This window comes from Pantoea sp. AN62 (assembly GCF_050432985.1).
Taxonomy (GTDB): domain Bacteria; phylum Pseudomonadota; class Gammaproteobacteria; order Enterobacterales; family Enterobacteriaceae; genus Pantoea; species Pantoea brenneri.
The window spans coordinates 59,385-85,084 of the sequence record NZ_JBNPYB010000012.1; the positions used below are offsets into that span (position 1 = coordinate 59,385).

21 protein-coding genes and 1 pseudogene are annotated in these 25,700 nt (G+C 54.1%); 18 read left to right on the top strand and 4 right to left on the bottom strand.

What is annotated here, in order from left to right; all coding sequences use genetic code 11:
* The first annotated feature begins 12 nt into the window (after nt 1-12).
* The 9 genes from pilW to FHW04_RS15115 all read left to right on the top strand — a co-directional run bounded on the left by pilW (nt 13) and on the right by FHW04_RS15115 (nt 10,828).
* Nucleotides 13-747, top strand: coding sequence for a type IV pilus biogenesis/stability protein PilW (gene pilW, locus FHW04_RS15075; RefSeq protein ID WP_031377787.1), 735 nt, complete (start codon nt 13-15; stop codon nt 745-747).
* On the top strand, nt 737-1,744 hold the full coding sequence (gene rodZ / locus FHW04_RS15080; RefSeq protein ID WP_046288172.1) for a cytoskeleton protein RodZ: 1,008 nt from the start codon (nt 737-739) through the stop codon (nt 1,742-1,744). Before pilW ends, rodZ begins: the two co-directional genes overlap by 11 nt.
* A 37-nt stretch (nt 1,745-1,781) precedes the next feature.
* Nucleotides 1,782-2,903, top strand: a complete 1,122-nt coding sequence (gene ispG, locus FHW04_RS15085) for a flavodoxin-dependent (E)-4-hydroxy-3-methylbut-2-enyl-diphosphate synthase (RefSeq protein WP_046288173.1) — start codon at nt 1,782-1,784, stop codon at nt 2,901-2,903.
* 105 nt (nt 2,904-3,008) lie between these two features.
* Nucleotides 3,009-4,283 carry a histidine--tRNA ligase gene (hisS, locus tag FHW04_RS15090; RefSeq protein ID WP_089561671.1) on the top strand — a complete coding sequence of 425 codons (1,275 nt, stop codon included), beginning with the start codon at nt 3,009-3,011 and terminating at the stop codon, nt 4,281-4,283.
* A 39-nt stretch (nt 4,284-4,322) separates the two neighbouring features.
* A complete protein-coding gene (locus tag FHW04_RS15095) occupies nt 4,323-4,940 on the top strand; it encodes a YfgM family protein (protein WP_031376482.1) in 618 nt (205 codons plus the stop codon).
* A gap of 19 nt (nt 4,941-4,959) precedes the next feature.
* Nucleotides 4,960-6,141, top strand: a complete 1,182-nt coding sequence (gene bamB, locus FHW04_RS15100) for an outer membrane protein assembly factor BamB (RefSeq protein WP_031376481.1) — start codon at nt 4,960-4,962, stop codon at nt 6,139-6,141.
* A 172-nt stretch (nt 6,142-6,313) separates the two neighbouring features.
* Nucleotides 6,314-7,804 carry a ribosome biogenesis GTPase Der gene (gene der / locus FHW04_RS15105; RefSeq protein WP_031376480.1) on the top strand — a complete coding sequence of 497 codons (1,491 nt, stop codon included), beginning with the start codon at nt 6,314-6,316 and terminating at the stop codon, nt 7,802-7,804.
* A gap of 58 nt (nt 7,805-7,862) precedes the next feature.
* Nucleotides 7,863-8,081, top strand: coding sequence for a zinc ribbon domain-containing protein (locus FHW04_RS15110; protein WP_089561672.1), 219 nt, complete (start codon nt 7,863-7,865; stop codon nt 8,079-8,081).
* Between the two features lie 305 nt (nt 8,082-8,386).
* Complete coding sequence (locus tag FHW04_RS15115) at nt 8,387-10,828, top strand: glucose/quinate/shikimate family membrane-bound PQQ-dependent dehydrogenase (RefSeq protein ID WP_089561673.1); 2,442 nt, start codon at nt 8,387-8,389, stop codon at nt 10,826-10,828.
* Between the two features lie 266 nt (nt 10,829-11,094).
* Here the strand turns inward: FHW04_RS15115 and FHW04_RS15120 are convergent, their stop codons facing one another.
* From FHW04_RS15120 to xseA, 3 genes are all read right to left on the bottom strand, one after another.
* Nucleotides 11,095-11,427 (bottom strand): protealysin inhibitor emfourin, encoded by a 333-nt coding sequence (locus FHW04_RS15120; protein WP_031376477.1) that lies wholly within the window; start codon nt 11,425-11,427, stop codon nt 11,095-11,097.
* Entirely contained in the window at nt 11,424-12,437 is a 1,014-nt protein-coding gene (locus tag FHW04_RS15125) for a M4 family metallopeptidase (RefSeq protein ID WP_031376476.1), read from the bottom strand. The genes FHW04_RS15120 and FHW04_RS15125 overlap by 4 nt, the downstream gene beginning before the upstream one ends.
* A gap of 125 nt (nt 12,438-12,562) precedes the next feature.
* Complete coding sequence (gene xseA / locus FHW04_RS15130) at nt 12,563-13,936, bottom strand: exodeoxyribonuclease VII large subunit (RefSeq protein ID WP_031376475.1); 1,374 nt, start codon at nt 13,934-13,936, stop codon at nt 12,563-12,565.
* Between the two features lie 168 nt (nt 13,937-14,104).
* On the opposite strand from xseA, the gene guaB reads away from it, so the two are divergent.
* The 7 genes and pseudogenes from guaB (at nt 14,105) to FHW04_RS15165 (ending at nt 24,528) form a co-directional block, all read left to right on the top strand.
* Nucleotides 14,105-15,571 carry an IMP dehydrogenase gene (gene guaB / locus FHW04_RS15135; protein WP_031376474.1) on the top strand — a complete coding sequence of 489 codons (1,467 nt, stop codon included), beginning with the start codon at nt 14,105-14,107 and terminating at the stop codon, nt 15,569-15,571.
* A 72-nt stretch (nt 15,572-15,643) separates the two neighbouring features.
* The gene (gene guaA, locus FHW04_RS15140; RefSeq protein ID WP_069728709.1) at nt 15,644-17,224 is read left to right on the top strand and encodes a glutamine-hydrolyzing GMP synthase; all 1,581 of its coding nucleotides are present in this window, start codon (nt 15,644-15,646) and stop codon (nt 17,222-17,224) included.
* Between the two features lie 282 nt (nt 17,225-17,506).
* Nucleotides 17,507-17,730, top strand: a pseudogene (locus tag FHW04_RS15145) (tyrosine-type recombinase/integrase); the annotation flags it as partial.
* Nucleotides 17,731-18,175: 445 nt separating this feature from the next.
* Nucleotides 18,176-19,615: an MFS transporter gene (locus FHW04_RS15150; protein ID WP_162287700.1), complete on the top strand. Its 1,440-nt coding sequence runs from the start codon at nt 18,176-18,178 to the stop codon at nt 19,613-19,615.
* A gap of 61 nt (nt 19,616-19,676) precedes the next feature.
* Nucleotides 19,677-21,356 carry a glycoside hydrolase family 43 protein gene (locus FHW04_RS15155; RefSeq protein WP_089561675.1) on the top strand — a complete coding sequence of 560 codons (1,680 nt, stop codon included), beginning with the start codon at nt 19,677-19,679 and terminating at the stop codon, nt 21,354-21,356.
* 340 nt (nt 21,357-21,696) lie between these two features.
* Nucleotides 21,697-23,076, top strand: coding sequence for a carbohydrate porin (locus FHW04_RS15160; RefSeq protein ID WP_031376470.1), 1,380 nt, complete (start codon nt 21,697-21,699; stop codon nt 23,074-23,076).
* Between the two features lie 678 nt (nt 23,077-23,754).
* Nucleotides 23,755-24,528 (top strand): DUF3750 domain-containing protein, encoded by a 774-nt coding sequence (locus FHW04_RS15165; RefSeq protein ID WP_031375367.1) that lies wholly within the window; start codon nt 23,755-23,757, stop codon nt 24,526-24,528.
* Between the two features lie 33 nt (nt 24,529-24,561).
* Here FHW04_RS15165 and FHW04_RS15170 read toward each other — a convergent pair whose 3' ends face one another.
* Nucleotides 24,562-24,741, bottom strand: coding sequence for a hypothetical protein (locus FHW04_RS15170; protein ID WP_031375368.1), 180 nt, complete (start codon nt 24,739-24,741; stop codon nt 24,562-24,564).
* Nucleotides 24,742-24,934: 193 nt separating this feature from the next.
* Here FHW04_RS15170 and FHW04_RS15175 point away from each other — a divergent pair, with 193 nt between their 5' ends.
* Both FHW04_RS15175 and FHW04_RS15180 read left to right on the top strand, forming a co-directional pair.
* Entirely contained in the window at nt 24,935-25,180 is a 246-nt protein-coding gene (locus FHW04_RS15175; protein WP_072051000.1) for a hypothetical protein, read from the top strand.
* A 20-nt stretch (nt 25,181-25,200) separates the two neighbouring features.
* Complete coding sequence (locus FHW04_RS15180; RefSeq protein ID WP_069728712.1) at nt 25,201-25,698, top strand: helix-turn-helix transcriptional regulator; 498 nt, start codon at nt 25,201-25,203, stop codon at nt 25,696-25,698.
* Nucleotides 25,699-25,700: the final 2 nt, after the last annotated feature.

Below are 25,700 nucleotides of genomic sequence, written 5' to 3' on the forward strand. Positions count from 1 at the left end.
ATGGAAACGATGATGAGTAAGGGATTACCGGGGATTTTACTGGCCCTGTTTGTTGTAAGCGGGTGTGTCAGCCAGACGCAGTCACCCGGCGCGTCGGAACTGCGTCTACAGTTAGGGATGCACTATCTGGCGGGCGGCGATGAGGCGGCAGCAGAGCGCAATTTCCTGCGGGCGCAGGCGGCGGCACCGGATGATTATCGGGTCTCGCTGGCACTGGCCCGACTGGCACAGAAGCGGGGTAACCGCGCGGCAGCGCGGGCCCACTATCAACTGGCGCAGCAGCAGGCGCCGTTGAATGGTTTTGTCGCTAACAATTACGGTGCGTTTCTTTGCGCTTTAAGGCAGTATGGCGAAGCGCATCAACAGTTTAGTCGGGCAGGTGATGCGCAGCAGATTGACGCCCGGATCGATGCGCTTGAACTGGCGGGATTTTGTTATCTGCAGGCAGGCGATTTTGCCGCCGCGCGCCGTGAATTGCGGCAGGCCATTGAGACGGACGATCGCAAAGCCGGGGCAGTGCTGGCTGAAGCTGAAAAGCTGATGGCCGATAATCAACTGGCTAACGCGCAGATTTTGCTCGATATATACCAGCAACAGCGGCCCGAAACGGCACGCAGTCTGGCGTTACACTTACGTTTCGCCGCGCTACAGGGAAATGCCGCTGACGTTTCACGTTATGGCGACCGGTTAGCGCGACGTTTTCCGCAATCGATACAGTACCAGCGTTATTTAGCTAATGAATACTGAAGCCACTCAAGAGAATTCTGCAGTACATTCAACAGGTGAACGCCTGCGTCTGGCCCGTGAGCAGCTGGGACTGACGCAGCAGAACGTCGCTGAACGCCTGTGTCTGAAACTTTCTACCGTGCGTGACATTGAAGAAGACAAATCGCCTGCTGATTTGGCCTCTACTTTCCTGCGCGGCTACATTCGCTCCTACGCTCGACTGGTGCATATTCCTGAAGAGGAATTGCTGCCAATGATGGCGAAACAGACGCCGGTTCGTGCTGCAAAAATCGAACCGATGCAAAGTTTCTCGCTGGGTAAGCGCCGCAAAAAGCGTGACGGCTGGTTGATGATTTTCACCTGGCTGGTGCTGTTTGTGGTGGTCGGTCTGACGGGTGCCTGGTGGTGGCAGAATCACAAAGCCTCGCAGGACGATCTGGTGTCGATGGCCGATCAGAATGGCAGCAGCGGTGACGGTCAGTCTATTCCGCTGGGGGAGTCGAGCGGTGACAGCACCGCCCCGGCTGCGCCGGATGAAAGCAACACCCCGCCAGCAGCAGATAACAGCGCTGCCGGCACCAGCACGCCAGCCACGACGGCCCCGGCCGCCAGTGCCAGCAATACCGCGCCTGCTGCTCAGTCAGACAACACCAGTAATGCGGTGGTATCGCCCAGCCAGGCACCGGTAGACACCAGCGCGGCCGCTCCGGCGGCCAGCACCGCACCGCAGATGCCGGTCGGCGCAGCAGCGGTCAGTGAACCCGCTGGCGATCCAAACGCGGTGGTGATGACCTTTAATGCCGACTGCTGGCTGGAAGTTAGCGATGCAACCGGTAAAAAACTGTTCAGCGGCTTGCAGCGCAGCGGTGGTAAACTCAGTCTCGCAGGAACCGCTCCGTATCGTCTGAAAATTGGCGCTCCTTCCGCGGTTCAGGTGCAATATCAGAATCAGCCCGTTGATTTAAGTCGTTTTATCCGTAATAACCAGGTTGCTCGCCTGACGTTGGGTGCGCAATAACAGCGTATCGCGTACCGGGCAATTGTGGAGAAGAAATATGCATAACGAAGCACCCATTATCCGCCGTAAATCCAAACGCATTTACGTCGGCAAGGTGCCAGTCGGTGACGGCGCGCCAATCGCTGTTCAGTCGATGACGAACACCCGCACCACAGACGTGGCGGCGACGGTAAATCAGATCAAAGCCCTTGAGCGCGTCGGTGTCGATATCGTCCGCATCTCGGTGCCGACGATGGATGCAGCAGAAGCATTCAGACTGATTAAACAGCAGGTGAACGTCCCGCTGGTGGCCGATATCCATTTTGACTACCGCATCGCGTTGAAAGTGGCCGAATATGGCGTTGATTGCCTGCGGATTAATCCCGGCAACATCGGCAATAACGAGCGTATCCGCATGGTGGTCGACTGCGCACGCGACAATAATATTCCGATCCGGATTGGCGTAAACGCCGGTTCGCTGGAAAAAGATCTGCAGGAAAAATATGGCGAGCCGACGCCACAGGCACTGCTTGAGTCGGCGATGCGCCATGTCGATCACCTCGATCGCCTTAACTTTGATCAGTTCAAAGTCAGCGTAAAAGCGTCGGACGTCTTCCTGGCGGTCGAATCGTATCGTCTGCTGGCGAAGCAGATTGAGCAGCCGCTGCACCTCGGTATTACCGAAGCGGGCGGGGCGCGAGCCGGTGCGGTAAAATCCGCCATTGGGCTCGGTTTACTGCTGTCCGAAGGGATTGGTGACACGCTGCGTATCTCGCTGGCGGCCGATCCGATCGAAGAAGTGAAGGTCGGTTTTGATATTCTGAAGTCACTGCGCATTCGTTCGCGTGGCATCAACTTCATCGCCTGTCCTACCTGTTCACGTCAGGAGTTTGACGTAATCGGCACTGTTAATGCGCTGGAACAGCGTCTGGAAGATATCATCACGCCGATGGATGTCTCCATTATCGGCTGTGTGGTTAACGGACCGGGCGAAGCGACCATCTCTACGCTGGGCGTCACCGGCGGCAACAAGAAAAGTGGCTTCTACGAAGATGGCGTGCGTCAGCGCGATCGTCTCGACAACAACGATATGATCGATCAGCTGGAAGCGCGTATTCGTGCCAAAGCATCGATGCTTGATGCCACGCGCCGTATTGATGTGCAGCATCTGGAAAAATAATGGCGTGCGCGGCCTGCGTGCGTGACTTTTTTGACTGAACCTGTGCGGTTTCATCCTCATAAGGTATGATGCCGGACAGGTTTTTTTGCATTAAGAGATTCTAACGTGGCGAAGAATATTCAGGCGATTCGCGGGATGAACGATTACCTGCCTGCGGATACCGCCATCTGGCAACGGATTGAAGGCGTTCTCAAGCAGACGCTGGCGAGCTACGGTTACAGCGAAATTCGCTTACCGCTGGTGGAGCAGACCCCGCTGTTTAAACGCGCCATCGGTGAAGTCACCGATGTGGTTGAAAAAGAGATGTACACCTTTGAGGACCGCAACGGCGAAAGCCTGACGCTGCGTCCGGAAGGAACCGCAGGCTGTGTGCGAGCCGGTATCGAACACGGTTTACTCTACAACCAGGAACAGCGGCTGTGGTACATGGGTCCGATGTTCCGCTATGAGCGTCCACAGAAGGGCCGCTACCGTCAGTTTTACCAGATGGGCGTCGAAGTGTTTGGCCTGCAGGGCCCGGATATCGATGCTGAATTGATCATGCTGAACGCGCGCTGGTGGAAAGCGTTGGGCATCGCCGATCACGTTCGCCTTGAACTGAACTCCATTGGCTCCCTTGAAGCCCGTGCTCGCTACCGCGAGGCGCTGGTGGCTTTCCTTGAGCAGCATAAAGAGGTGCTGGATGAGGATTGCAAACGCCGCATGTACAGTAACCCGATGCGAGTGCTGGACAGTAAAAATCCTGATATTCAGCAACTGCTGAACGATGCGCCGCAACTCGGCGACTATCTTGATGACGAATCACGCGAGCATTTCAACGGCCTGTGCGCACTGCTGGATGACGCCGGTATCGCCTACACCATCAACCAGCGCCTGGTGCGCGGGCTTGATTACTACAATCGCACGGTGATTGAGTGGGTGACCGACAGCCTCGGTTCACAGGGCACGGTGTGCGGTGGCGGACGCTATGATGGCCTGGTTGAACAGCTCGGCGGACGCGCAACCCCAGCCGTAGGTTTTGCTATGGGCATGGAACGTCTGGTGCTGCTGGTTCAGGCGGTGAATCCCGATTTTGAACCGACGAGCAATGTGGATGTCTATGTAATCGCTTCGGGTCAGGGCGTGCAGTCTGCAGCCATGCAACTGGCGGAGAAACTGCGTGATGAAGCGCCAGAACTGCGGTTGATGACTAACTTCGGCGGCGGCAACTTCAAAAAGCAGTTTGCCCGTGCTGACAAGTGGGGCGCTCGCGTCGCGCTGGTGTTAGGCGAGGATGAAGTGAAGGCCGGACAGGTCGTGATTAAAGATCTACGCCGTGGCGAGCAGCAAACGCTGGCTCAGGCAGAGGCTGCTGCTGTTTTGCGCACGCTGTTGCAGTAAGCGTGGCGCAGCACCAACCATAGAAAGGAGAGGGATTGCGTGGAAGTGTATAGCAATGAGAACGAGCAGACCGATGCGCTGCGTCGCTTTTTTGCCAATAACGGCAAAGCGTTAGCGGTTGGCGTAGTGATCGGCATTGCTGCGCTTGGCGGCTGGCGTTACTGGGCCAGTCATCAGGAAGATGCGGCGAAATCAGTATCGGCGCAGTATCAGCAGCTCACCAGCGCCATGCAGGCGGGCAAGCCAGAAACGCTGGAAGCGGTTAACACCTTTGCCAATGAAAACAGCAACACCTACGGTGCGCTGGCCGCGATGGATCTGGCAAAACAGTATGTTGATACCAACCAGCTGGACAAAGCCGCGACGCTGCTGCAAAACGGCCTGAAAGATACCAAAGATGCCAACCTGCAGGCGGTGATTAACCTGCGCCTGGCACGCATTCAACTGCAACAGAATCATGCTGATGCGGCACTTAAAACCCTTGACGCTGTGAAGGGTGATGGCTGGACAGCCATTGTGGCCGATATCCGTGGTGAAGCGCTGCTGAGCAAAGGCGACAAGCAGGGCGCGCGCGATGCATGGAGCAAAGGGGTTGAATCTGACGCCTCTCCGGCATTGAAGCAAATGATGCAGATGAAGATGAATAACTTAAGCTAAGCCAGTCAAGAGAGAGCGCATGGAATTACGTAAATACCTGCTGCCGGGGCTGATTTCAGTCACTTTGCTCAGCGGTTGTTCGCTGTTTAGCGGCGAAGAAGATGTAGTAAAAATGGCCCCATTGCCTCAGGTGGAAAATCAGTTCACGCCACAGGAAGTGTGGAGCACCTCGGTGGGAGATGGCGTCGGTGATTTCTACTCCAACCTGCATCCCGCCTGGCAGGACACCACCGTATTTGCGGCCGATCGTTTCGGTATCGTAAAAGCGCTGGACGCCGCCGACGGTAAAGAAAAATGGAAAGTCGATCTCTCTGAGAAAACCGGCTTCTTCTCGAAAAATCGCTCAGCCCTGTTATCGGGCGGCCTGACGGCGGACGGCGATCGTCTCTATGTCGGCAGTGAGCGCGGTCAGATTTATGCGCTGAACAGCAGCGATGGCAGCCTGGCCTGGCAGACCAAAGTGGCGGGTGAAGCACTTTCTCGTCCGGTGGTCAGCGACGGCCTGGTACTGGTACACACCAGCAACGGGATGTTGCAGGGACTGGATCAGAGCAGCGGCGCTATCAAGTGGAGCGTCAACCTGGATATGCCAGCGTTGTCACTGCGTGGTGAATCTGCGCCTGCGGTCGCTTTTGGCGGCGCCATCGTCGGTGGCGACAATGGCCGCGTCAGTGCGGTTATCCTGAATCAGGGACAACTGATCTGGCAGCAGCGTATTTCCCAGGTCAGCGGCGCGACTGAGATCGATCGTCTGAATGATGTCGATACTACGCCGGTTATCGTCAATGGTGTGGTTTACGCACTGGCCTATAACGGCGATCTCACGGCGCTGGACCTGCGTTCCGGTCAGATTTTGTGGAAACGCGAAATCGGCGGCGTAAAAGATCTGATTGTTGATGCGGGCCGCATCTATCTGGTCGATCAGGACGATCGGGTGATTGCGCTTAACGCCGATGGCGGCGTGGCAATCTGGCGCCAGAGCGATCTGCTGCACCGTAATCTGACCTCACCGGTGCTCTACAACGGCTACCTGGTGGTCGGCGATAGCGAAGGTTATCTGCACTGGCTGAACACCACCGATGGTCGTTTCGTCGCGCAGCAGAAACTGGACAGCTCCGGCTTCCAGACTGAGCCGGTGGTCGCCAGCGATAAGCTGCTGATCCAGTCGAAAGATGGAGAGGTTTATGCGATTACCCGCTAACGGGTAAACGTCTGGCAGGTGAAATCCTCCGTTCTGACGGCTCCTGATTTAATCAGGGGCCGTTTCGTTTTTAGTCAGGCATGGTATTCTTTGCGCCTTCAGCCTGAACTTAACGGCCAGAGCCGTTATAATCACGCCATTCGGGCGATTAATTATTTATTGAGGCATTGTTATGGTACCTGTGGTCGCGCTGGTTGGGCGTCCCAATGTGGGAAAATCTACGCTATTTAACCGTTTAACCCGCACTCGTGATGCGCTGGTAGCGGATTTTCCTGGACTGACTCGCGATCGCAAATATGGTCGCGCCGAAGTGGAAGGGCGCGAATTTATTGTTATCGATACCGGCGGTATCGACGGCACCGAAGAGGGTGTCGAAACGCGGATGGCCGAGCAGTCACTGCTGGCGATTGAAGAAGCGGATGTGGTGCTGTTTATGGTCGATGCGCGTGCCGGAATGATGGCCGCCGATCAGCAAATTGCTAAGCACCTGCGTTCACGTCAGAAAGCCACTTTCCTGGTGGCGAATAAAACCGACGGACTCGATCCCGATCAGGCGGTGGTGGATTTCTATTCACTGGGCCTCGGTGAGATCCATGCCATTGCGGCGTCGCATGGTCGTGGTGTTACCAGCCTGATCGAAACGGCACTGCTGCCGTGGATGGACAAAGTTGAGCCGGTCGAACTCACTGAAGAAGAAGAGAACCAGGCTTACTGGAGTGCGCTCGACGCCGAACAGACTGCTGAACTGGAAGCCGCAGAGGAAGAAGAAAACTTCGACCCGACCGGTTTGCCGATCAAGCTGGCGATTGTCGGTCGTCCTAACGTAGGTAAGTCAACGCTCACTAACCGTATTCTCGGCGAAGATCGCGTGGTGGTCTACGACATGCCGGGCACCACTCGCGACAGCATCTATATTCCGATGGAACGTGATGGACGCGAGTATGTGCTGATCGACACCGCAGGCGTGCGCAAGCGTGCCAAAATCTCTGATACCGTAGAGAAATTCTCGGTGATCAAAACGCTGCAGGCGATTGAAGATGCCAACGTAGTTATGTTGGTGATCGATGCGCGTGCCGGTATTTCCGATCAGGATCTGTCGCTGCTGGGCTTCATCCTCAACAGTGGCCGCTCGCTGGTGATTGTGGTCAACAAGTGGGATGGCCTGTCGCAGGAAATCCGTGATGAAGTGAAAGAGACGCTGGACTATCGTCTGGGCTTTATCGATTTCGCCCGTATCCACTTCATCTCTGCGCTGCACGGCAGTGGTGTCGGCAACCTGTTTGAATCGGTCACCGAAGCCTATGACTGTTCAACCAAACGTGTGAACACTTCAATGCTGACCCGTATCATGAACATGGCGGCCGAAGATCATCAGCCACCATTGGTTCGCGGTCGTCGCGTTAAGCTGAAGTATGCACATGCTGGTGGTTATAATCCGCCGATTGTGGTGATCCACGGTAACCAGGTTAAAGACCTGCCGGACTCATACAAACGCTACCTGATGAACTACTTCCGTAAATCATTGAACGTAATGGGAACGCCGATTCGCATCCAGTTCAAAGAGGGTGAGAACCCGTACGAAGGTAAGCGCAACCTGCTGACGCCAACGCAGCAGCGTAAGCGTAAGCGTCTGATGGCGCATATGAAGAAAAATAAGCGTTAAGTGAAAGAGGGCCGGAAGGCCCTCTTTTTTTGTCCTGATATTAAGTAAGAGGCTAATCATGACCATCAATTGTGAAAACTGTCAGCAGCCGCTACAGCTCAGCGACGGCGAATTTATCTGTAGCGGTTGTGGCGCACACACGCCGGTGCAGGCATGCTGCCCGGATTGCCATCAGCCGCTGGAACGGCTTTCTGCCTGTGGCGCAGTGGACTACTTTTGTCACCATGGACACGGCCTGATCTCGAAAAAGCGGGTGGAGTTTCAGCCACAGCGTTAAGTAAGCGGCAGCGATCCGGCGTAAGCCGTCGGCATTCACTACAATTGTTGTAGCAAAAATGCTATTGCAGCGTAACAACTGGGTTATAGATGTTCACTCTGTAATGTACCAGGTGGTACAATCCTGCCGCGTCGTGGGGATGGGCCAGCCACACCAGGTCTTTCCGGTCCAGCTTTCTCCATGGACGCGGGTCTGTTTATATTCGATTTGAAACAGTGCGGCACTCCGCATGTCCCTTTGACAAGGTTGCGCAGTTCAGGCGGCAACCGGCGTGGACGCTCTGTTTATTCAGGAGAGTTAGTGTTATGGCTGAAACATCGTCCCGCTCCGCTAAGGGGCTGGGAATAGTATCCGTGCTGCTCGGGCTGGTGCTGCTGGCTACCGGCCTGTTCTTCGCGATAGGCGGCGGCAAACTGGTTGCCCTCGGCGGCAGTTGGTACTTCCTGATTGCCGGTATCGTTACCGTTCTGTCAGCAATTCAGTTTTTCCGTCGCAAATCATCGGCGGTGGTACTGTTTCTGCTGATGTTTGTCGGCACCCTGATCTGGTCGCTGTTTGATGCTGGCATCGAGTTCTGGCCGCTGGTTTCGCGCCTGATGGTGCCAACCGGCCTGATGATCGTCGCCTTCCTGCTCTGGCCTGCGCTGCGTAAGCGTGAAGGCAAAAGCTCGCTGGCAAAGCCCGCTTATGGGCTTTCTGCGCTGCTGGCAGTCGGCATGTTGGTAACTTTCGTGCAGATGTTTCAGCCACATCCTACCGTCGCGTTCTCAGGCGAAGAGCTGCCGCTGATTCCGGTGGATAAAGCGAAACAGCAGAAAGACTGGGATAACTATGGCAACACGCCACAGGGCAGCCGCTTTGTGGCGCTGGACCAAATCACCCGCGATAATGTGAAAGATCTGCAGGTCGCCTGGACCTTCCGGACCGGCGATATCCCGGACAGCCCAACCGGCAACGGCGCGGAAGATCAGCAAACCCCGTTACAGGTGGGTAATACCCTCTATCTCTGCACCCCGCACAACAATGTTATTGCCGTCGAAGCAGACAGCGGTAAGCAGATCTGGAAACTCGAAATCAATGCCCAGGCGGAAGTCTGGCCGCGCTGCCGTGGTCTGGCTTATTTCGATGCCACTAAACCGCTGCAGCAGCCAACTCAGCCAGGCTCGACGCCGGTTCCGGCCGTCACGCTGCCAGCCGGTGATAGCTGTCAGCGCCGCATCCTGATGAACACCATCGATGCACGTCTGATCGCCATCAACGCTGACAACGGTGAGTTCTGTGAGAGCTTTGGTAATCACGGTATCGTTGACCTGAAAGCCGGTCTCGGCCAGGCGCCCGATCCGCAGTATCAGCTGACGTCGGCACCGACGCTGGCAGGCACCACCGTAGTGGTGGGCGGCCGCGTCGCTGACAACGTCCAGACCGATATGCCGGGTGGCGTATTGCGTGGTTTTGACGTCATCACCGGTCAGATGCGCTGGGCGTTTGACCCGGGTAATGTCGATCCGAATGCGGTGTTAATGCCGGGCAAAGAGTACGCCCGCAGTACGCCGAACTCGTGGGCACCGATGTCTTACGATCCGGCGATGAACACCGTATTTATCCCGATGGGCAGTTCATCTGTCGATCTGTGGGGTGCGAACCGTACCGAACTGGATCACAAATATGGCGCATCCGTGCTGGCGCTGGACGCTACCACCGGTAAAGAGAAGTGGGTTTATCAGACCGTACATAACGATCTGTGGGACTTCGACCTGCCGATGCAGCCAAGCCTGATCGATTTCCCGCTGAAGGATGGCACAACTAAACCTGCGGTGGTGATTGGCGGTAAAACCGGCATGATCTTCGTGCTCGATCGCATGACCGGCAAGCCACTGACCAAAGTCGAAGAGCTGCCGATGCCGCAGGGACATATCCCGAACGAGCAGTACACCAAAACCCAGCCTCATTCGACCGGTATGCCACAGATTGGCAACCAGACGCTGAAAGAGTCTGACATGTGGGGTGCTACGCCGTTTGATCAGCTGGCCTGCCGTATTGGCTTCAAATCGATGCGTTATGATGGCCTGTTCACCGTACCGGACACCGATAAGTCGCTGAGCTTCCCGGGTTCGCTGGGCGGAATGAACTGGGGTAGCATGTCGACCGATCCGAACAACCATCTGCTGTTCGTCAATGACATGCGTCTCGGCCTGTGGGTACAGATGATCCCGGCTGACACCAATAAGATTTCTCGTGGCAGCAACGGTGGTGAAGCGATCAACACCGGTATGGGCGCGGTGCCGCTGAAAGGCACACCGTATGCGGTGAACAAAAACCGCTTTATGTCGCCGCTGGGCATTCCTTGCCAGAAGCCACCGTTTGGTACGCTGTCGGCCATTGACATGAAAACCCAGAAAATCGTCTGGCAGGTGCCGGTCGGTACCGTGCAGGATACCGGACCTTTCGGCATCAAAATGCGCATGAAAATGCCGGTTGGTATGCCAACGCTGGGCGGTACGCTGGCAACTCAGGGTGGGCTGGTGTTCATCGCCGGTACCCAGGATTACTACCTGCGCGCCTTTGATGCTTCAACCGGTAAAGAAGTATGGAAAGCACGTCTGCCGGTTGGCAGCCAGGGCGGCCCGATGAGCTACGTTTCGCCGAAAACCGGCAAACAGTACATCCTCATCTCTGCCGGTGGTGCACGCCAGTCGCCGGATCGTGGTGATTACGTGATTGCTTACGCGCTGCCAGACAGCAAGTAAGTTCAGCTGTGAAAAGGGCCGACATTGTCGGCCTTTTTTTGGCAGAGTGTTGCCCGGTTCGCTGTAAGGCCGCTTAGCTCAGGTAACACGGTCAGATCGGAAAGTCGCAAAACCGACATCCATGACTGCCCGGCGCGCGACGTCCATGGCGCGGGACGCTTTCCTCCTCTGACTGTGTTCCCTGCATCTTAAGCTCATGGGTTGCTGCCAGATTCACATCAGATTATTCAGCTGTCTCAGGGCCGACACTGTCGGCCCTTTTTTGCTTATTCACCATCACGCCACAGCGCCTGCAATTCTGGCGGCGCTACCTGTTCCGGAATCAACAGCACGATGGTGCCGACCTCGCGGTGGGTCGCATACTGAATCTGAATGCGAAAATAGCGTTGATCGCCACGTCCCACCTCAGGCGCTTTCTCTTCCGGCTCGCCCAGCGGCATAGCCTGCTCAAGCGCACGACAGACGCGCTGCTTTTCCGGCGGCGGCAGTTCACCCAGCGAAAAACGGCGTTCGGCGCGCAGGCCAGGCATAAAGGCGAGGCCTCCTTCACGCGCCACGATGATAGTGGCGTCATCGGTGAGTTCGGGCAGATCACTCATAGCACACCGACCTCTTTCCACGCCTGCTCAATTGCGCTGGCAACGGAACGGTTAAAGCGCTTTTCGCCATGCTGAAGGGTAAAGCGGGCAAAGGTTTTAAAATCGGCATCCTGCGGCAGTTCATCGTCGCACATTGTGTCATACCAGGCGTGACCCGCCAGCTCCCACGCATAGCCGCCCAGCGCTTTCGCCGCCAGATAGAAGGCGCGGTTAGGAATACCGGAGTTGAGGTGCACGCCGCCGTTATCTTCGCGGGTCTGAACGTAATGATCCATGTGCGCCGGCTGCGGATCTTTGCCCAGCATCGGGTCGTCATACGCGGTGCCGGGCGCAGACATCGACCGCAGCCCCTTGCCATTGATACCGCTGGCCAGCAGGCCTTCACCGATGATCCAGTCAGCCTGATCGGCACTCTGTTTTTTACTGAACTGTTTGACCAGCGAGCCAAATACATCGGAGAGTGACTCGTTCAGCGCACCCGCCTGCTCAAAGTAGATCAGACCGGCTTCATTCTCGGTCACGCCATGCGTCAGTTCGTGCGCCACCACGTCGATTGCGATGGTAAAACGATTAAAAATCTCGCCGTCACCATCACCAAATACCATTTGCTGACCGTTCCAGAAGGCGTTCTGGTATTTATCGCCGTAATGGACCGTTCCGAGCAGTTTCAGCCCCTGATTATCCAGCGAGTTGCGCTGGTAGGCCTGCCAGAAAAAGTCATAGGTGGTGCCGAGATAATCCCAGGCTTCACCGGCTGCGACATCACCGTTTTCGGGCTGGCCTTCCTGACGAATCAGCTTACCGGGCAGGGTTTGCTGGTTTTGCGCATCATAAATTTCGCGATCCACATGGCCGCCTGCTGCCGTTTTCGCCACGGCCGGCTTTTGCCAGTGTTCAGCCATCAGATGCTGTACATGGGTCAGGGTGCGGCGCGCCTGTTCCTGCTGGTGACCGGAGCCGTGCGCGATAATTTTGCGGAGGATATAGGGAGGAATAACGCTAAAGGCCATGTGAAACTCCTTGGCAACAGGGATGTGCCAAAAAGTATAGACCGGTCAGTAAAGATACACCTCGTTGATGCCATAACAAGCGATACGATAACCGGTGTACTGACGGTCTGACACCAGCAGGGCGATCAGGAAGCGGCTTTGCGGCGGCGCTTTTTCTCCGGCAACAGCTGGGTTACCTGACTCTCGACCCAGCCATCATCCAGACGGGTGCGCAGCAGATCGCCGTTCTGCAGCTGCTGGGTCTTTTTCACAACCTGACCTGCAGTATCGGTAGTGACGCTGAAGCCGCGCGCCAGGGTCGCTAACGGACTGACGCCTTCCAGCTGCGCTACCAGTTGGCCGAACTGCTGTTTATCCGCGTTCAGCTGTTTCTGCATACTCTGCTGCAGACGATAGTGCCAGCTTTGCAGCTGCTTCTGCGCTTCAAACAGACGCTGCTGTGGCTGCTGCGCGGTCAGCCGATGCGTCAGGCGATCCTGTTGCCGGCTGGCGTGGCGCAAGCCGGTTTCCATCGCGTCAGTCAGCCGTTGCTGCAGGCGGAACAGGGCGGTCTGCTGGCGGGCGAGACGTAACTGAGGATGCTGCTGTTGCAGACGATGCTCCAGCCGGCTGTAGAGCCGCTGCTGGCGCGCCAGATAGTAGTCCATCGCCATCTCAAGCCGCTGTTGCTGCGACTGCAGCTGACGCAGCAGCTCAAGCTGATTACGGCTGACGATCTCGGCGGCGGCAGAAGGCGTTGGCGCGCGCAAATCTGCCACAAAATCGGCAATCGTGACGTCAGTTTCATGGCCGACAGCGCTGACGATCGGAATACGGCTGGCAAAAATCGCCCGCGCGACGCGTTCGTCGTTAAAGCTCCACAAATCTTCCAGTGAGCCGCCGCCACGGCCGACAATTAACACGTCGCACTCATTACGCTGGTTAGCGATCTCAATCGCCCGGACGATAGCGGCAGGCGCATCAACGCCCTGAACCGGAGTGGGATAGATCACTACCGGCAAGGAGGGATCGCGGCGATGCAGCACCCGCAGCACATCGTGCAGCGCCGCGCCGGTTGAAGAGGTGATCACACCGACCTGGCGCGCCGGATCGGGCAGCGGTTGCTTATGCTGTGGTTCGAACAAACCTTCGGTCGCCAGCCGCGCTTTCAGCAGTTCAAACTGCTGCTGCAGCAGACCTTCACCGGCCGGGTGCATACTTTCGATAATCAGCTGATAGTCGCCGCGCGGCTCATACAGCGTGATGTTGGCGCGAACCAGCACCTGCTGACCATGCTGCGGACGAAAGGTGACGCGACGGTTGCTGTTGCGGAACATGGCACAGCGCACCTGGGCGCCGTCATCCTTCAGGGTGAAGTACCAGTGACCGGAAGCGGGTTGGGTGAAGTTGGAGATCTCGGCGCTCAGCCAGACCAGGCCCATCTCTTTTTCCAGCAGCTGACGCACTGTGGTATTGAGACGGCTGACGGTAAAAATATTGGCGACGGGTGGCAGCGACATGTGACGAAGATCAAATTCCAAATCAGCAGGTTAATTCACCGATACTACAGGGCTGATAGCGCGGATCAAGAGTTTTTCTGAAATAATGCTGGAGGCAATCGGTTACGGCCTGTATAATGCCGCGGCAATATTTTATCTATTCTCATTCACCCGAGGTGGAGTATTGCCATGTTAAGAATCGCTAAAGAAGCACTCACTTTCGACGACGTTTTACTCGTTCCTGCACACTCCACCGTCCTGCCGAATACGGCCGATCTCAGCACTCAGCTGACCAAAAATATCCGTTTAAATATTCCGATGCTTTCCGCTGCAATGGACACCGTGACCGAAGCGGGTCTGGCGATTGCGCTGGCGCAGGAAGGCGGTCTTGGCTTCATTCACAAAAACATGTCAATTGAGCGCCAGGCGGACGAAGTGCGCAAGGTGAAGAAACATGAAAGCGGCGTGGTGACTGAGCCACAAACCGTGCTGCCAACTACACCGCTGGCCGAAGTGAAAGCGCTGACCGAGCGTAACGGTTTTGCCGGTTACCCGGTAGTGAACCGCGACAACGAACTGGTCGGTATCATTACCGGTCGTGACGTTCGCTTTGTCACTGACCTCTCCCAGCCGGTATCCGCTGTGATGACCCCGAAAGATCGTCTGGTGACGGTGAAAGAGGGTGAAGCGCGCGACGTAGTGCTGCACAAAATGCACGAAAAGCGCGTTGAAAAAGCGCTGGTGGTGGATGACAGCTTCCATCTGCTTGGCATGATTACCGTAAAAGATTTCCAGAAAGCCGAACGTAAACCAAACGCCTGTAAAGATGCGCAGGGTCGTCTGCGTGTCGGTGCCGCCGTTGGTGCGGGCGCCGGTAACGAAGAGCGTATCGATGCGCTGGTTGCGGCCGGCGTTGACGTGCTGCTGATTGACTCCTCGCATGGCCATTCCGAAGGCGTGCTGTCACGTATTCGTGAAACCCGCGCCAAATATCCTGATCTTGAAATCGTCGGCGGCAACGTGGCGACCGGTGCTGGCGCACTGGCGCTGGTAGACGCCGGCGTTAGTGCAGTTAAAGTCGGTATCGGCCCGGGCTCCATCTGTACTACCCGTATCGTCACCGGCGTTGGCGTGCCACAGATTACCGCCGTTTCTGATGCGGTGGCTGCACTGGAAGGCACCGGTATTCCGGTAATCGCCGATGGTGGTATCCGCTTCTCTGGCGACATCGCCAAAGCAATTGCTGCGGGCGCATCCTGCGTGATGGTCGGTTCTATGCTGGCCGGCACCGAAGAATCCCCGGGCGAAATCGAACTCTATCAGGGGCGTTCGTTCAAATCCTATCGCGGCATGGGTTCACTGGGCGCGATGTCGAAAGGCTCATCTGACCGTTACTTCCAGACCGATAACGCCGCCGACAAACTGGTGCCGGAAGGCATTGAAGGCCGCGTTGCCTATAAAGGCCGCCTGAAAGAGATCGTACACCAGCAGATGGGTGGACTGCGCTCCTGTATGGGCCTGACCGGCTGCCCGACCATTGATGACCTGCGCACCAAAGCGGAATTTGTCCGCATCAGCGGTGCCGGCATCAACGAAAGCCATGTCCACGATGTGACCATTACCAAAGAGTCACCGAACTACCGCATGGGATCGTAATCCCGTAAGATTTCCCGCCCGGCTTCAGCCGGGCGCTTTTATTTATCAAGTCACCGTTCTGGAAACCCCTCAATGACGACGGAAAATATCCATAAGCATCGCATTCTGATTCTCGATTTCGGCTCTCAATATACTCAGCTGGTGGCACGTCGCGTGCGCGAACTGGGTGTCTACTGTGAACTCTGGGCATGGGACGTGACCGAAGAGCAGATTCGCCAGTTCAATCCGAGCGGCATCATCCTCTCCGGTGGGCCGGAAAGCACCACCGAGCTGAACAGCCCGCGTGCGCCTGAATATGTCTTCAGCGCCGGTGTGCCGGTGCTGGGCGTCTGCTACGGCATGCAGACCATGGCGATGCAGTTGGGCGGTAAAGTCTCCGGTTCCAGCGAGCGTGAGTTCGGTTATGCGCAGGTTGAAGTGACCACCCCAAGCGCGCTGGTACGCGGTATTGAAGACGCGATTAGCGCCGCCGGTAAACCGCTGCTGGATGTCTGGATGAGCCACGGCGACAAAGTGACTGCCATTCCGGCTGACTTCGTCACCGTTGCCAGCACCGAAACCTGTCCGTTCGCCATCATGGCCAACGAAGAGAAGCGTTTCTACGGCGTGCAGTTCCACCCGGAAGTGACCCACACCCGTCAGGGGCTGCGGATGCTTGAGCGTTTCATTATCGATATCTGTGAATGTGAAGCGCTGTGGACCCCGGCTAAGATCATTGAAGATGCAGTTGAGCGCCTGCGTGAGCAGGTCGGCAATGACAAGGTAATCCTTGGCCTTTCAGGCGGCGTTGACTCCTCTGTGACCGCGATGCTGCTGCACCGCGCCATCGGCGATCGTCTGACCTGCGTATTCGTGGATAACGGTCTGCTGCGCCTGAACGAAGCGCAACAGGTGATGGATATGTTTGGCGACCACTTTGGTCTCAACATCATCCATGTGCCGGCTGAGATGCGCTTCCTGGATGCACTGGCGGGTATTGATGAACCTGAAGCTAAGCGTAAAACCATCGGTCGCGTCTTTGTGGAAGTATTTGACGAAGAAGCGCTGAAACTGCAGGACGTTAAGTGGCTGGCGCAGGGCACCATCTATCCGGACGTGATTGAATCAGCCGCCTCTGCCACCGGTAAAGCGCACGTCATCAAATCGCACCATAACGTGGGTGGCCTGCCGAAAGAGATGAAGATGGGGCTGGTTGAACCGCTGAAAGAGCTGTTCAAAGATGAAGTGCGTAAGATCGGTCTGGAGCTGGGCCTGCCGTACGATATGCTTTATCGCCATCCGTTCCCGGGTCCGGGTCTGGGCGTGCGCGTGCTGGGCGAAGTGAAGAAAGAGTATTGCGACCTGCTGCGCCGTGCCGATGCGATCTTCATTGAAGAGCTGCACAAAGCCGATCTCTACAACAAGGTCAGCCAGGCCTTCACCGTCTTCCTGCCGGTACGTTCGGTCGGTGTGATGGGCGATGGCCGTAAATATGACTGGGTGGTTTCACTGCGTGCAGTGGAAACCATCGACTTCATGACCGCGCACTGGGCGCACCTGCCGTATGAATTCCTCGGCCGGGTCTCTAACCGCATCATCAATGAAGTCAACGGCATCTCCCGCGTGGTGTATGACATCAGCGGCAAGCCACCGGCGACCATTGAATGGGAATGATTTAACGTCTGGCAACAGCCTGCACGGTTAAGCAGTAAAATCCCTCTAAGCCCGCATCACTGCGGGCTTTTTTGTATCTGGCACTTTCTGGCAACGGGAAGCACAGTTTTTTCAATGGAACTCACGAGAAACGCTATAACGTTAATGACCGTGATGACCTTTATGTTGTGGTAACTCCGGCGGGTTCAATCTCATTTCGCTACCACTATTCAATAAATCGAACACAAGAGACCATTAGCTTTGACCGTTAGGGCGTCGGTGGGATTACGCTTGCGCAAGCGCGACGAGCTGAAATTTAGCGAAGCATTATGGACGAAACTAAAGGAGAGGATGAAACAACGTAGACCAGATTGGTTTTTTCTTTCCAGACTGGCAATGAATATTATTATTGCTCTCAAAATCTTTGCCGGTAGCTCTGATTATATCCTTCCTTCGCCTACGATTCCGATGCGCCAGTGAGTAGCGCTAGTCAAAACCTGCTTTTGATGCTGACATCTCGTTTGGCATAGAAAGAAGGCGAGCCGTGGCCTGAACTTGCATAAAGAACTCCATAATTTAGGCGGCGCAAAATAAATCACTGTTACCTATCCTCTCTTTTCATCGCCGGTTGCTCAATTACGTTATTTCACTCTCGTATTGAGATAATTATCAAGTGTGAGCCATCCCGCAAAATTACGCTTATATATTGAGTTTGCTTTGTCACCGACAGCAGGCAAGGGTCTAAATTAAAAGCCTGTTTAGTATGGTAGTTCATTTGCTGAGAATATCGTCTGTGCGCGGTTAATCAACCCTTCCGGGCCTTTAAATGGCTTTTGTCTCAATGATCACATAAATAAAAAAACATAATTAATTAATTTAAAAACATAATAGATTCTCATGGGTTACTTGTGTCAGAAAGTGTTCCTCCCAGACAAAAGAACCGGAGATCTGACTAGAATGAGCAATAACATAATGCAAAGCCGGCATGATGAATATCATAAATTAACCCGTGGAGAGCGTATTGGTTATGGGATGGGCGACTTTGCGCAAAACCTGGTATTCGGTACCATTGGCGGTTTTCTGGCGCTTCACATGTTGACTGTAAATACAATCAGTACAGCAACAGCCGGATTTATATTTCTTTTTGTCCGCATTATTAACGTGTTATGGGACCCGATGGTGGGAACGTATGTTGATAAAAGAAGCTCTCCTGCCGGAAAATACCGTCCCTGGCTTTTAAGAGCAGGTGTTCCTCTTGTTATCCTTTCTGCTTTACTGTTTGCTCCTATCCCGGGTATCCAGGGTTCTGTTCCTTTTGCATTTGTGGTTTATTTAGCCCTGGATTTGATTTATTCAGTAGTGAATATCCCGTATGGTTCACTGAATGCTTCACTGACAAGAGATCCTGAATCTATTGATAAACTGACCAGCACACGTATGATGCTGGCTAATAGTGCGAATCTTCTTGTCTATACGCTCTTTCCAATGTTTGTACAAATGGCTTCTCCAAAAGATCGAAGCCTGAAAGATACGGGTTTTTTTGGCCTTGAACTCAATATGGGTAACTACACCGATCCCTCAGCTAACTACGCGTGGTTTGGTGTTTACTCAATCTATATGCTGATCGGCGCAGTTGCACTTTTCATCTGTTATAAATTTACTAAAGAACGTGTCGTTGCGACGGCAGAACAAACAGCCAACGTAAAAGCGACAGATCTGTTCCATGAACTCAGACATAACCGGCCGCTTGTCATTCTCGGATTGTTTTTCATGCTGGCCTTCACCTTCATGTTTTTCATGAATACCGTAAATGGCTTTTTCAATCAGTACGTCGTTGGCCACTCAGAGTGGATGGGCGCTATCGGCCTGGTCGCCTCAATTCCCGGTATTGTCTTCCCTGTTTTTTGGCCCAGACTGAAGAAAATTTTTGGCAAAAAAGGCTTCTTCCATCTGTTCCTTGGCATGTTTATTGTCGGTGAACTACTGACCTACGTATGGTCACGTGAAGCAATGCACGATGCCCTTTGGCTGGCTTATATCTCAACATTCATCAAACAGTGGGGCTTAAGCTCTGCAACCGGCTTCATGTGGGCACTTGTCCCTGAAGTTGTCGCTTATGGCGAATTAAAAACAGGAAAACGAAACGCCGCCATTATTAATGCCATTATGGGACTGTTTTTCAAAATCGGTTTCACGCTGGGTGGCGCGATTCCACTTTGGTTACTGGCTGCCTATGGCTTTAACGAAAAAGGGGTTCAGCAAAGTGCAAATGCTATCGACGGAATAATTATTACAGCGATTTGGGCTCCAATAATGTTAGCCGCCATTTCGATGATCATCATTCAGGTCTATCCCATCTCAGACAAACATGTCACCGACATCAATCGTCAGCTTGATGAGGTACGTGTGTAGTTTGAAAAATTAGCGATAAAACTCAAAAAATAGCCAGCTTAAACTTAAAAGGTATGATTATATGTCTCTGATTCAAAACCCTATCTTACCTGGATTTAATGCCGATCCGAGCATTATCCGTGTAGAAGACACCTACTATATTGCAAACTCTACTTTTGAGTGGTTCCCGGGTGTTCGTTTACATGAGTCAAAAGACCTGGAACACTGGAATCTTCTCCCGGCCCCATTATCAACAACCGCACTTTTAGATATGAAAGGAAATCCTTCATCCGGCGGGATTTGGGCACCAGCGCTTTCGTATGCTGATGGTAAATTCTGGTTAGTTTATACCGATGTGAAAGTCACCGAAGGTGCCTTTAAAGACATGACGAATTATCTGACTACAGCCACTGACATTCGTGGCCCATGGACAGATCCGATTAAACTTAATGGTGTCGGTTTTGACGCTTCACTTTTCCATGATGACGATGGTCGTAAATACCTCATTCAACAAACCTGGGATCATCGCGAGTATCATCATCCTTTTGATGGCATTACGTTAACTGAGCTTGATACACAGACGCTGAAATTAAAACCAGAAACTGCGCGAACGATTTATCGCGGTACTGCCGTCGCCCTGGTCGAGGGGCCACATCTCTACAAACTGAACGGCTATTATTATCTTTTTGCCGCTCAAGGCGGAACCGTTTTCACTCACCAGGAAGTCGTGGCGCGTTCAAAAACATTGAATGCCAATAGTTTTGAAACACAGCCAGGGGAAGTGTTCTTAACCAATATGGATACGCCAGACAGCTATATTCAAAAGCAGGGGCACGGCTCGTTGGTCTCAACCCCGACAGGGGAATGGTATTATGCTTCGCTTTGCGCGCGTCCGTGGAACCGTGCCGGTGAGTCCGCCTACGACCCTCGTGGTTGGTCTACCCTGGGGAGAGAAACCTCTATCCAGAAAGTGTATTGGGATAAAGATGGCTGGCCACGTATTGCAGGAGGCCACGGTGGACGAACGTTTGTCGAAGGGCCAGCAGATGCGATTTATACCGAAAGCGCAAAAGATCATAGCCAGCACGATGATTTTATAACGGCGACACTTAATCTCAACTGGAATACGCTCCGGGTCCCGTTCACCGAAAAAATGGGAACGACGGGTGATGGAAAGTTAACCCTGACAGGGCAGGGATCGCTAGCGAATACCCATGACCTCTCGCTGATTGCCCGACGCTGGCAAGCCTTTTATTTTGATGCGCAGGTTAAAGTTAAATTTGAGCCATTTAATTACCAGCAAATGGCAGGGTTAACCCATTATTACAACGACCGCCATTGGAGTTTTGTTTTCATTACCTGGAATGAAATTAATGGAGCCGTTATCGAAATTGGTGAGAATAATCGTGGGAAATACACCTCCTATCTGAAAGATGAGGCCATTAAGATTCCGGAGGAAACGCAATATGTCTGGTTTCGCACCAAAGTTCGGAAGGAAACCTATAGTTATGAATATAGTTTTGACGGAATCAATTTCACTGAAATCCCTGTCAAATTAGATTCAGCCATCCTTTCAGATGATTATGTACTGCAAAGCTATGGAGGATTCTTTACCGGAGCATTTGTTGGCCTCGCGGTCGTTGACTATTCTGGTTATGCTGCCAGCGCAGAGTTTTATCACTTCAGTTATCAGGAGTTGGGTGATTTTCTAATTGAAAATAACACTTATAGCTGGGATGCCAGTGAATCACGATTTAATTAAATACTAAGTGTCAATTCAGGTAATAAGTGCAACGCCAGCCTTAATGCTAAGGATGGCGTTGCGCCGGATAAGCGCACCAGCCTCTGACCGTGAAGGAGTCTTAGCACCGAATTATCGGATGCAATCCTTGCTGCAATTTGAATTAGTGGAATGGATTATTCACTTTTGACCCCAGTAATATTTACTCACCCTGACTACGGAGACACTCATTACGCTAATTATTTAACTGTACCTCTACGAAATAAAAATAAAATCAACTTGTTTTGGTGACGTTGTTTCTATTCACACCGAAACAGGATGGTTATTTTCTAAAGATATAATTAATTAATTTGAGATAGCCATGAAAACTGTAAAAACAATCCCTTTAGCAATGGCGATAATTACCGCACTGTGCTCTGTTTCCGTTCTGGCACAGGAATTCACTCAGGAACAGATTGACGCCATTGTCGCTAAAGCGGTTGATAAAGCCCTGGCCGAAAGGCAGGCGAAAATCACTGCTGCTGCCGATAAAAAAGTCGACGTTATTACCGACCCGCAAACCACTGCTGCCTCTCCGGATTTAGCCATTCCATTTGGTCTTAAATTCAGTGGCTACGCCCGCTACGGCAGCCACTTCCAGGCGGGCGATCAGAAATATGTTGGCGTCGAGGGATCCTATAACGGTGCCTCGGCGATCGGTCGTCTGGGTAACGAAAGTAACGGCGGTGAATTCCAGTTGAGCAAAGCCTTCAAAAGCGACAGAGGGGCCATCTGGGACATTAACGTCATGTTTGACCACTGGAGCGATGAAGTGAACCTGAAAAAGGCCTATGCAGGCGTCACTAACGTCTTCGAATCAAACCCAAATGCCTATATCTGGGCTGGCCGCGATTTCCATCAACGTCCGCAGCAGGGGATCAACGACTACTTCTGGATGAACCATGACGGCCAGGGGGCCGGGGTGAAAAACTTGGCTATTGGCGGCATTCAGTTTGACGTGGCAACGGTGTCGCAGGTGAAATCCTGTAGCCCGGAAGTGTCGGCCGATGAGACTAATCCATCACGTATCACCTGTACCGGTAGCTCCGACACCGGTGATGATGGCCATTATGCGCTGACCACCAAAACCCACGGCATCAAGGCCGGGCCGATTGATGTCGAAGTGTACGCCAACTACGGCTTTGACTCGAAAGCGATAGACAACGATGAGCAGCTCGATGCCTGGCAGGGCGGTCTGGTACTGAGCCACACCAACGACAGCGGGGTGAACAAAGTCATTCTGCGCTATTCCGACAACTCGGATAACAGCGTCTACAACAAAACGGACGATCTGACCACGGTCTACGCCAGCTTCGAGGGCAGTCATAAGTTTACCCAGCAGGCGCAGCTCGATTATTTGCTGGCCTTCCATGACTACGATGACGGTAAGGACAACACCGACAACCGTAAAAACTATGCTGCGATTGTGCGACCGATGTATTTCTGGAACGACGTGCACTCAACCTGGCTGGAAGCCGGCTACCAGCGTGTGGATTACGATCAGGGCGGAGATAACAAAGGCTGGAAACTAACGTTATCGCAGAACATCGCCATTGGCATGGGGCCTGAGTTCCGTCCGATGTTGCGCTTCTATGTGACCGGCGGTCAGGTGGACAACGCGCATATCGCCAGAGCCGATGCCACCAGCAACGAGCAACTGGATTCGCTGAATGTCGGCGGCATGTTTGAGGCGTGGTTCTGAGTTAGCTTATAAACCTCCTCGTCACTCGTAAGGAAGGAGAGTCCGGGCCCGGAGCAGACCGGTGCCCGGATACCTGGCTGGCAAGGATAACAAATCCGTCATCCCAAAGAGAGATGGCGGATTTTTATATAGCAGCAATGTTGTTAAATGGGGTGTCAGGCATCAGCCTGAAGGCTCAGGCTCAGGCTCAGGCTCAGGCTCAGGCTCAGGCTCAGGCTCAGGCTCAGGCTCAGGCTCAGGCTAAGAAGCCTACGATCGCAGCTCGCTGTTTTGGCGTTTCTGTAAGGCCGAATGGTCAAGTCCGGTTCGGCGTGGTGTTGGGTTTTTGCTGGGAGCCGTCTGGCGAAATGGAGCGATTGACAGCCGCCATCAAGCCAGTAACCAGAGTAAGCGCCGCTGTTCCGCAATTTTTACGGCAAGGCAGACAGATGAAGACTGGACGAAACAAACCGTGCCATTCTGCCCGCGGTTTTAACCTTTCAGCGCATCCCCGGCCGCCGCTGGCGTTTTATTGTTCACTTTGACGAGAATTGCGCTATTCTGCTCTGCAGTAGAGAGACGCGCGCCACACTTGTCGCCAGCCTTTACCCGCCGCTTTTGCTCAATATCCCAAAGCCGCCCCGTGTAAATCCGACTGCTCAGCAGACGTTGCCATTTATTGTCTTCAGGAATGTTGTCATGCTTTCACTTAAAGTGTTCAGCCTGTTTTTTGTTGCCGTCTTACTGTTATCGCTGGGGGCCAGTATTGCGCAGGCCACTCGCCACAGCGATAACAGCGAAAAGGGCGGCTGGTGGTCGGCCCGTCGTGATTCGGCCGGTATCGCGCCCGATCCGCGCGCCATAGCCAACCTGGCTATTGTTCAGGTCTATGCCGCACCGACCTATGGCTGGAAAGGTGCGGTAGCGGTTCATCCGTGGATCATTTTCAAACGCGCTGGCGAAAGCCGTTATAACCGTTATGAGGTGATTAGCTGGGGCAGCGGCGATAAAGTCCGCCGCAACACCAATATTCCTGACGGGTACTGGTACGGCGCGAAACCACGGCTGCTGGTGGAGCATCGCGGCCCGGCGGCGGAAGCGATGATTCCGCAGATTGAGGCAGCAATTAAATCTTACCCGTGGCCAACCACCTATCATGCCTGGCCGGGACCCAACAGTAATACCTTTCTGGCACACATTGGCCGTGAAGTACCGGCACTGAAGCTTGATCTGCCCGCTAATGCGCTGGGCAAAGATTACCGACCGCTGTGGCGTCCGATTGGGTTGCCGCCATCGGGACGTGGATTACAGGTGTCGATTCTGGGCGTGGCGGGCGTGACGCTCGGCGCAGAAGAGGGCTTTGAAGTGAACCTGCTGGGATTAAACATGGGGCTGGATTTCACCCCTTTCCGGTTACGTCTGCCGTTTATCGGCGGCCTCGGCCACGACAACCTTCAACAGAATAACCCGTAACAGTCCGGCCCCGTTCGTCGGGGCCAGTTTTCATCAGCAGACGCCGAAGTCGCCTTCTTCGTGATACAGATTCACGCTATCAGCCTTCACTTCAATCTCTTTTTTGGTCGCATCGTCTGTGCGTGCGCACCACAGAGTATCGCCTTCTGCCCGCAGCACCTGCATTTTTGGACCGCCGGTCTTTGACTGGACAAAATCATCCGGTTTAAACATGTTGCCTCCATAGTTTGTTGTTCATTCTGGTCGCATAAATCCACTGTTGATGATTTTTTGCGTGCCGTTTTCCAGTTTATACCCTGACTGTTTTACCGCGAGAAAAAGTCTGCCCATGCTGAGCCGCATAATCTCCACTTTAACAAGTTGTCAGTTGACAACCCACTGGTTTCACGTCACGCTAGAGGCTCAAATGGTCAGAAAGCGACATCACAGTAAAGAGATTGAATCGGCTTTATGTTACGCCGAATCCCATGGATGGCGGGTAGTACCGGGCGGCCATCATGCGTGGGGCAAGATGTACTGTCCGAAAAACCTGATGACCTGTCGGTGCGGCGAGTTTTGTCTGACCTGCATCTGGAGTACGCCGAAGAGTGCGCAAAACCATGCCAATGCCCTGCGCCGCGTGGTTGATCATTGTCACTTTCTTACGGCCTGACACAGCAAAAGGAGCGGCTCATGGAATACCGTTTTACTTTACGATTTAGCCTGCCAGCGGAGCACGCCACGCAGGATGAGATGCTGGAGAATCTGGCACTGGCGGGCTGTGATGATGCGCTGGTCGGGCTCGGCGTACCTGGCAGAATTGCGCTGGAGTTTAGCCGTGAAGCCTCTTCTGCCAGTGAGGCGTTGATGCGCGCCGAAGCGGAGGTCATCGGCGCCATACCCGGTGCCATGCTGGCGGAAGCCGCGCCCGATTTTGTCGGACTGACGGATGTGGCGGAATTAACCGGCATGTCGCGGCAGAATATGCGCAAACTGATGCTCAGCCACCGCCCGCCGTTTCCGTTGCCGGTGCATGACGGCAAAACCGCCATCTGGCATCTGGACGATGTGCTGAAGTGGTTAAGCCAGCGCGGCACCTATGCGCTGCCAGCCGCCATCGGTGAACTGGCGCAGGTGACGCGCCAGCGTAATCTCAAGCGAGCATTACAATGCAACCCGGGCCGCGCCTGAGG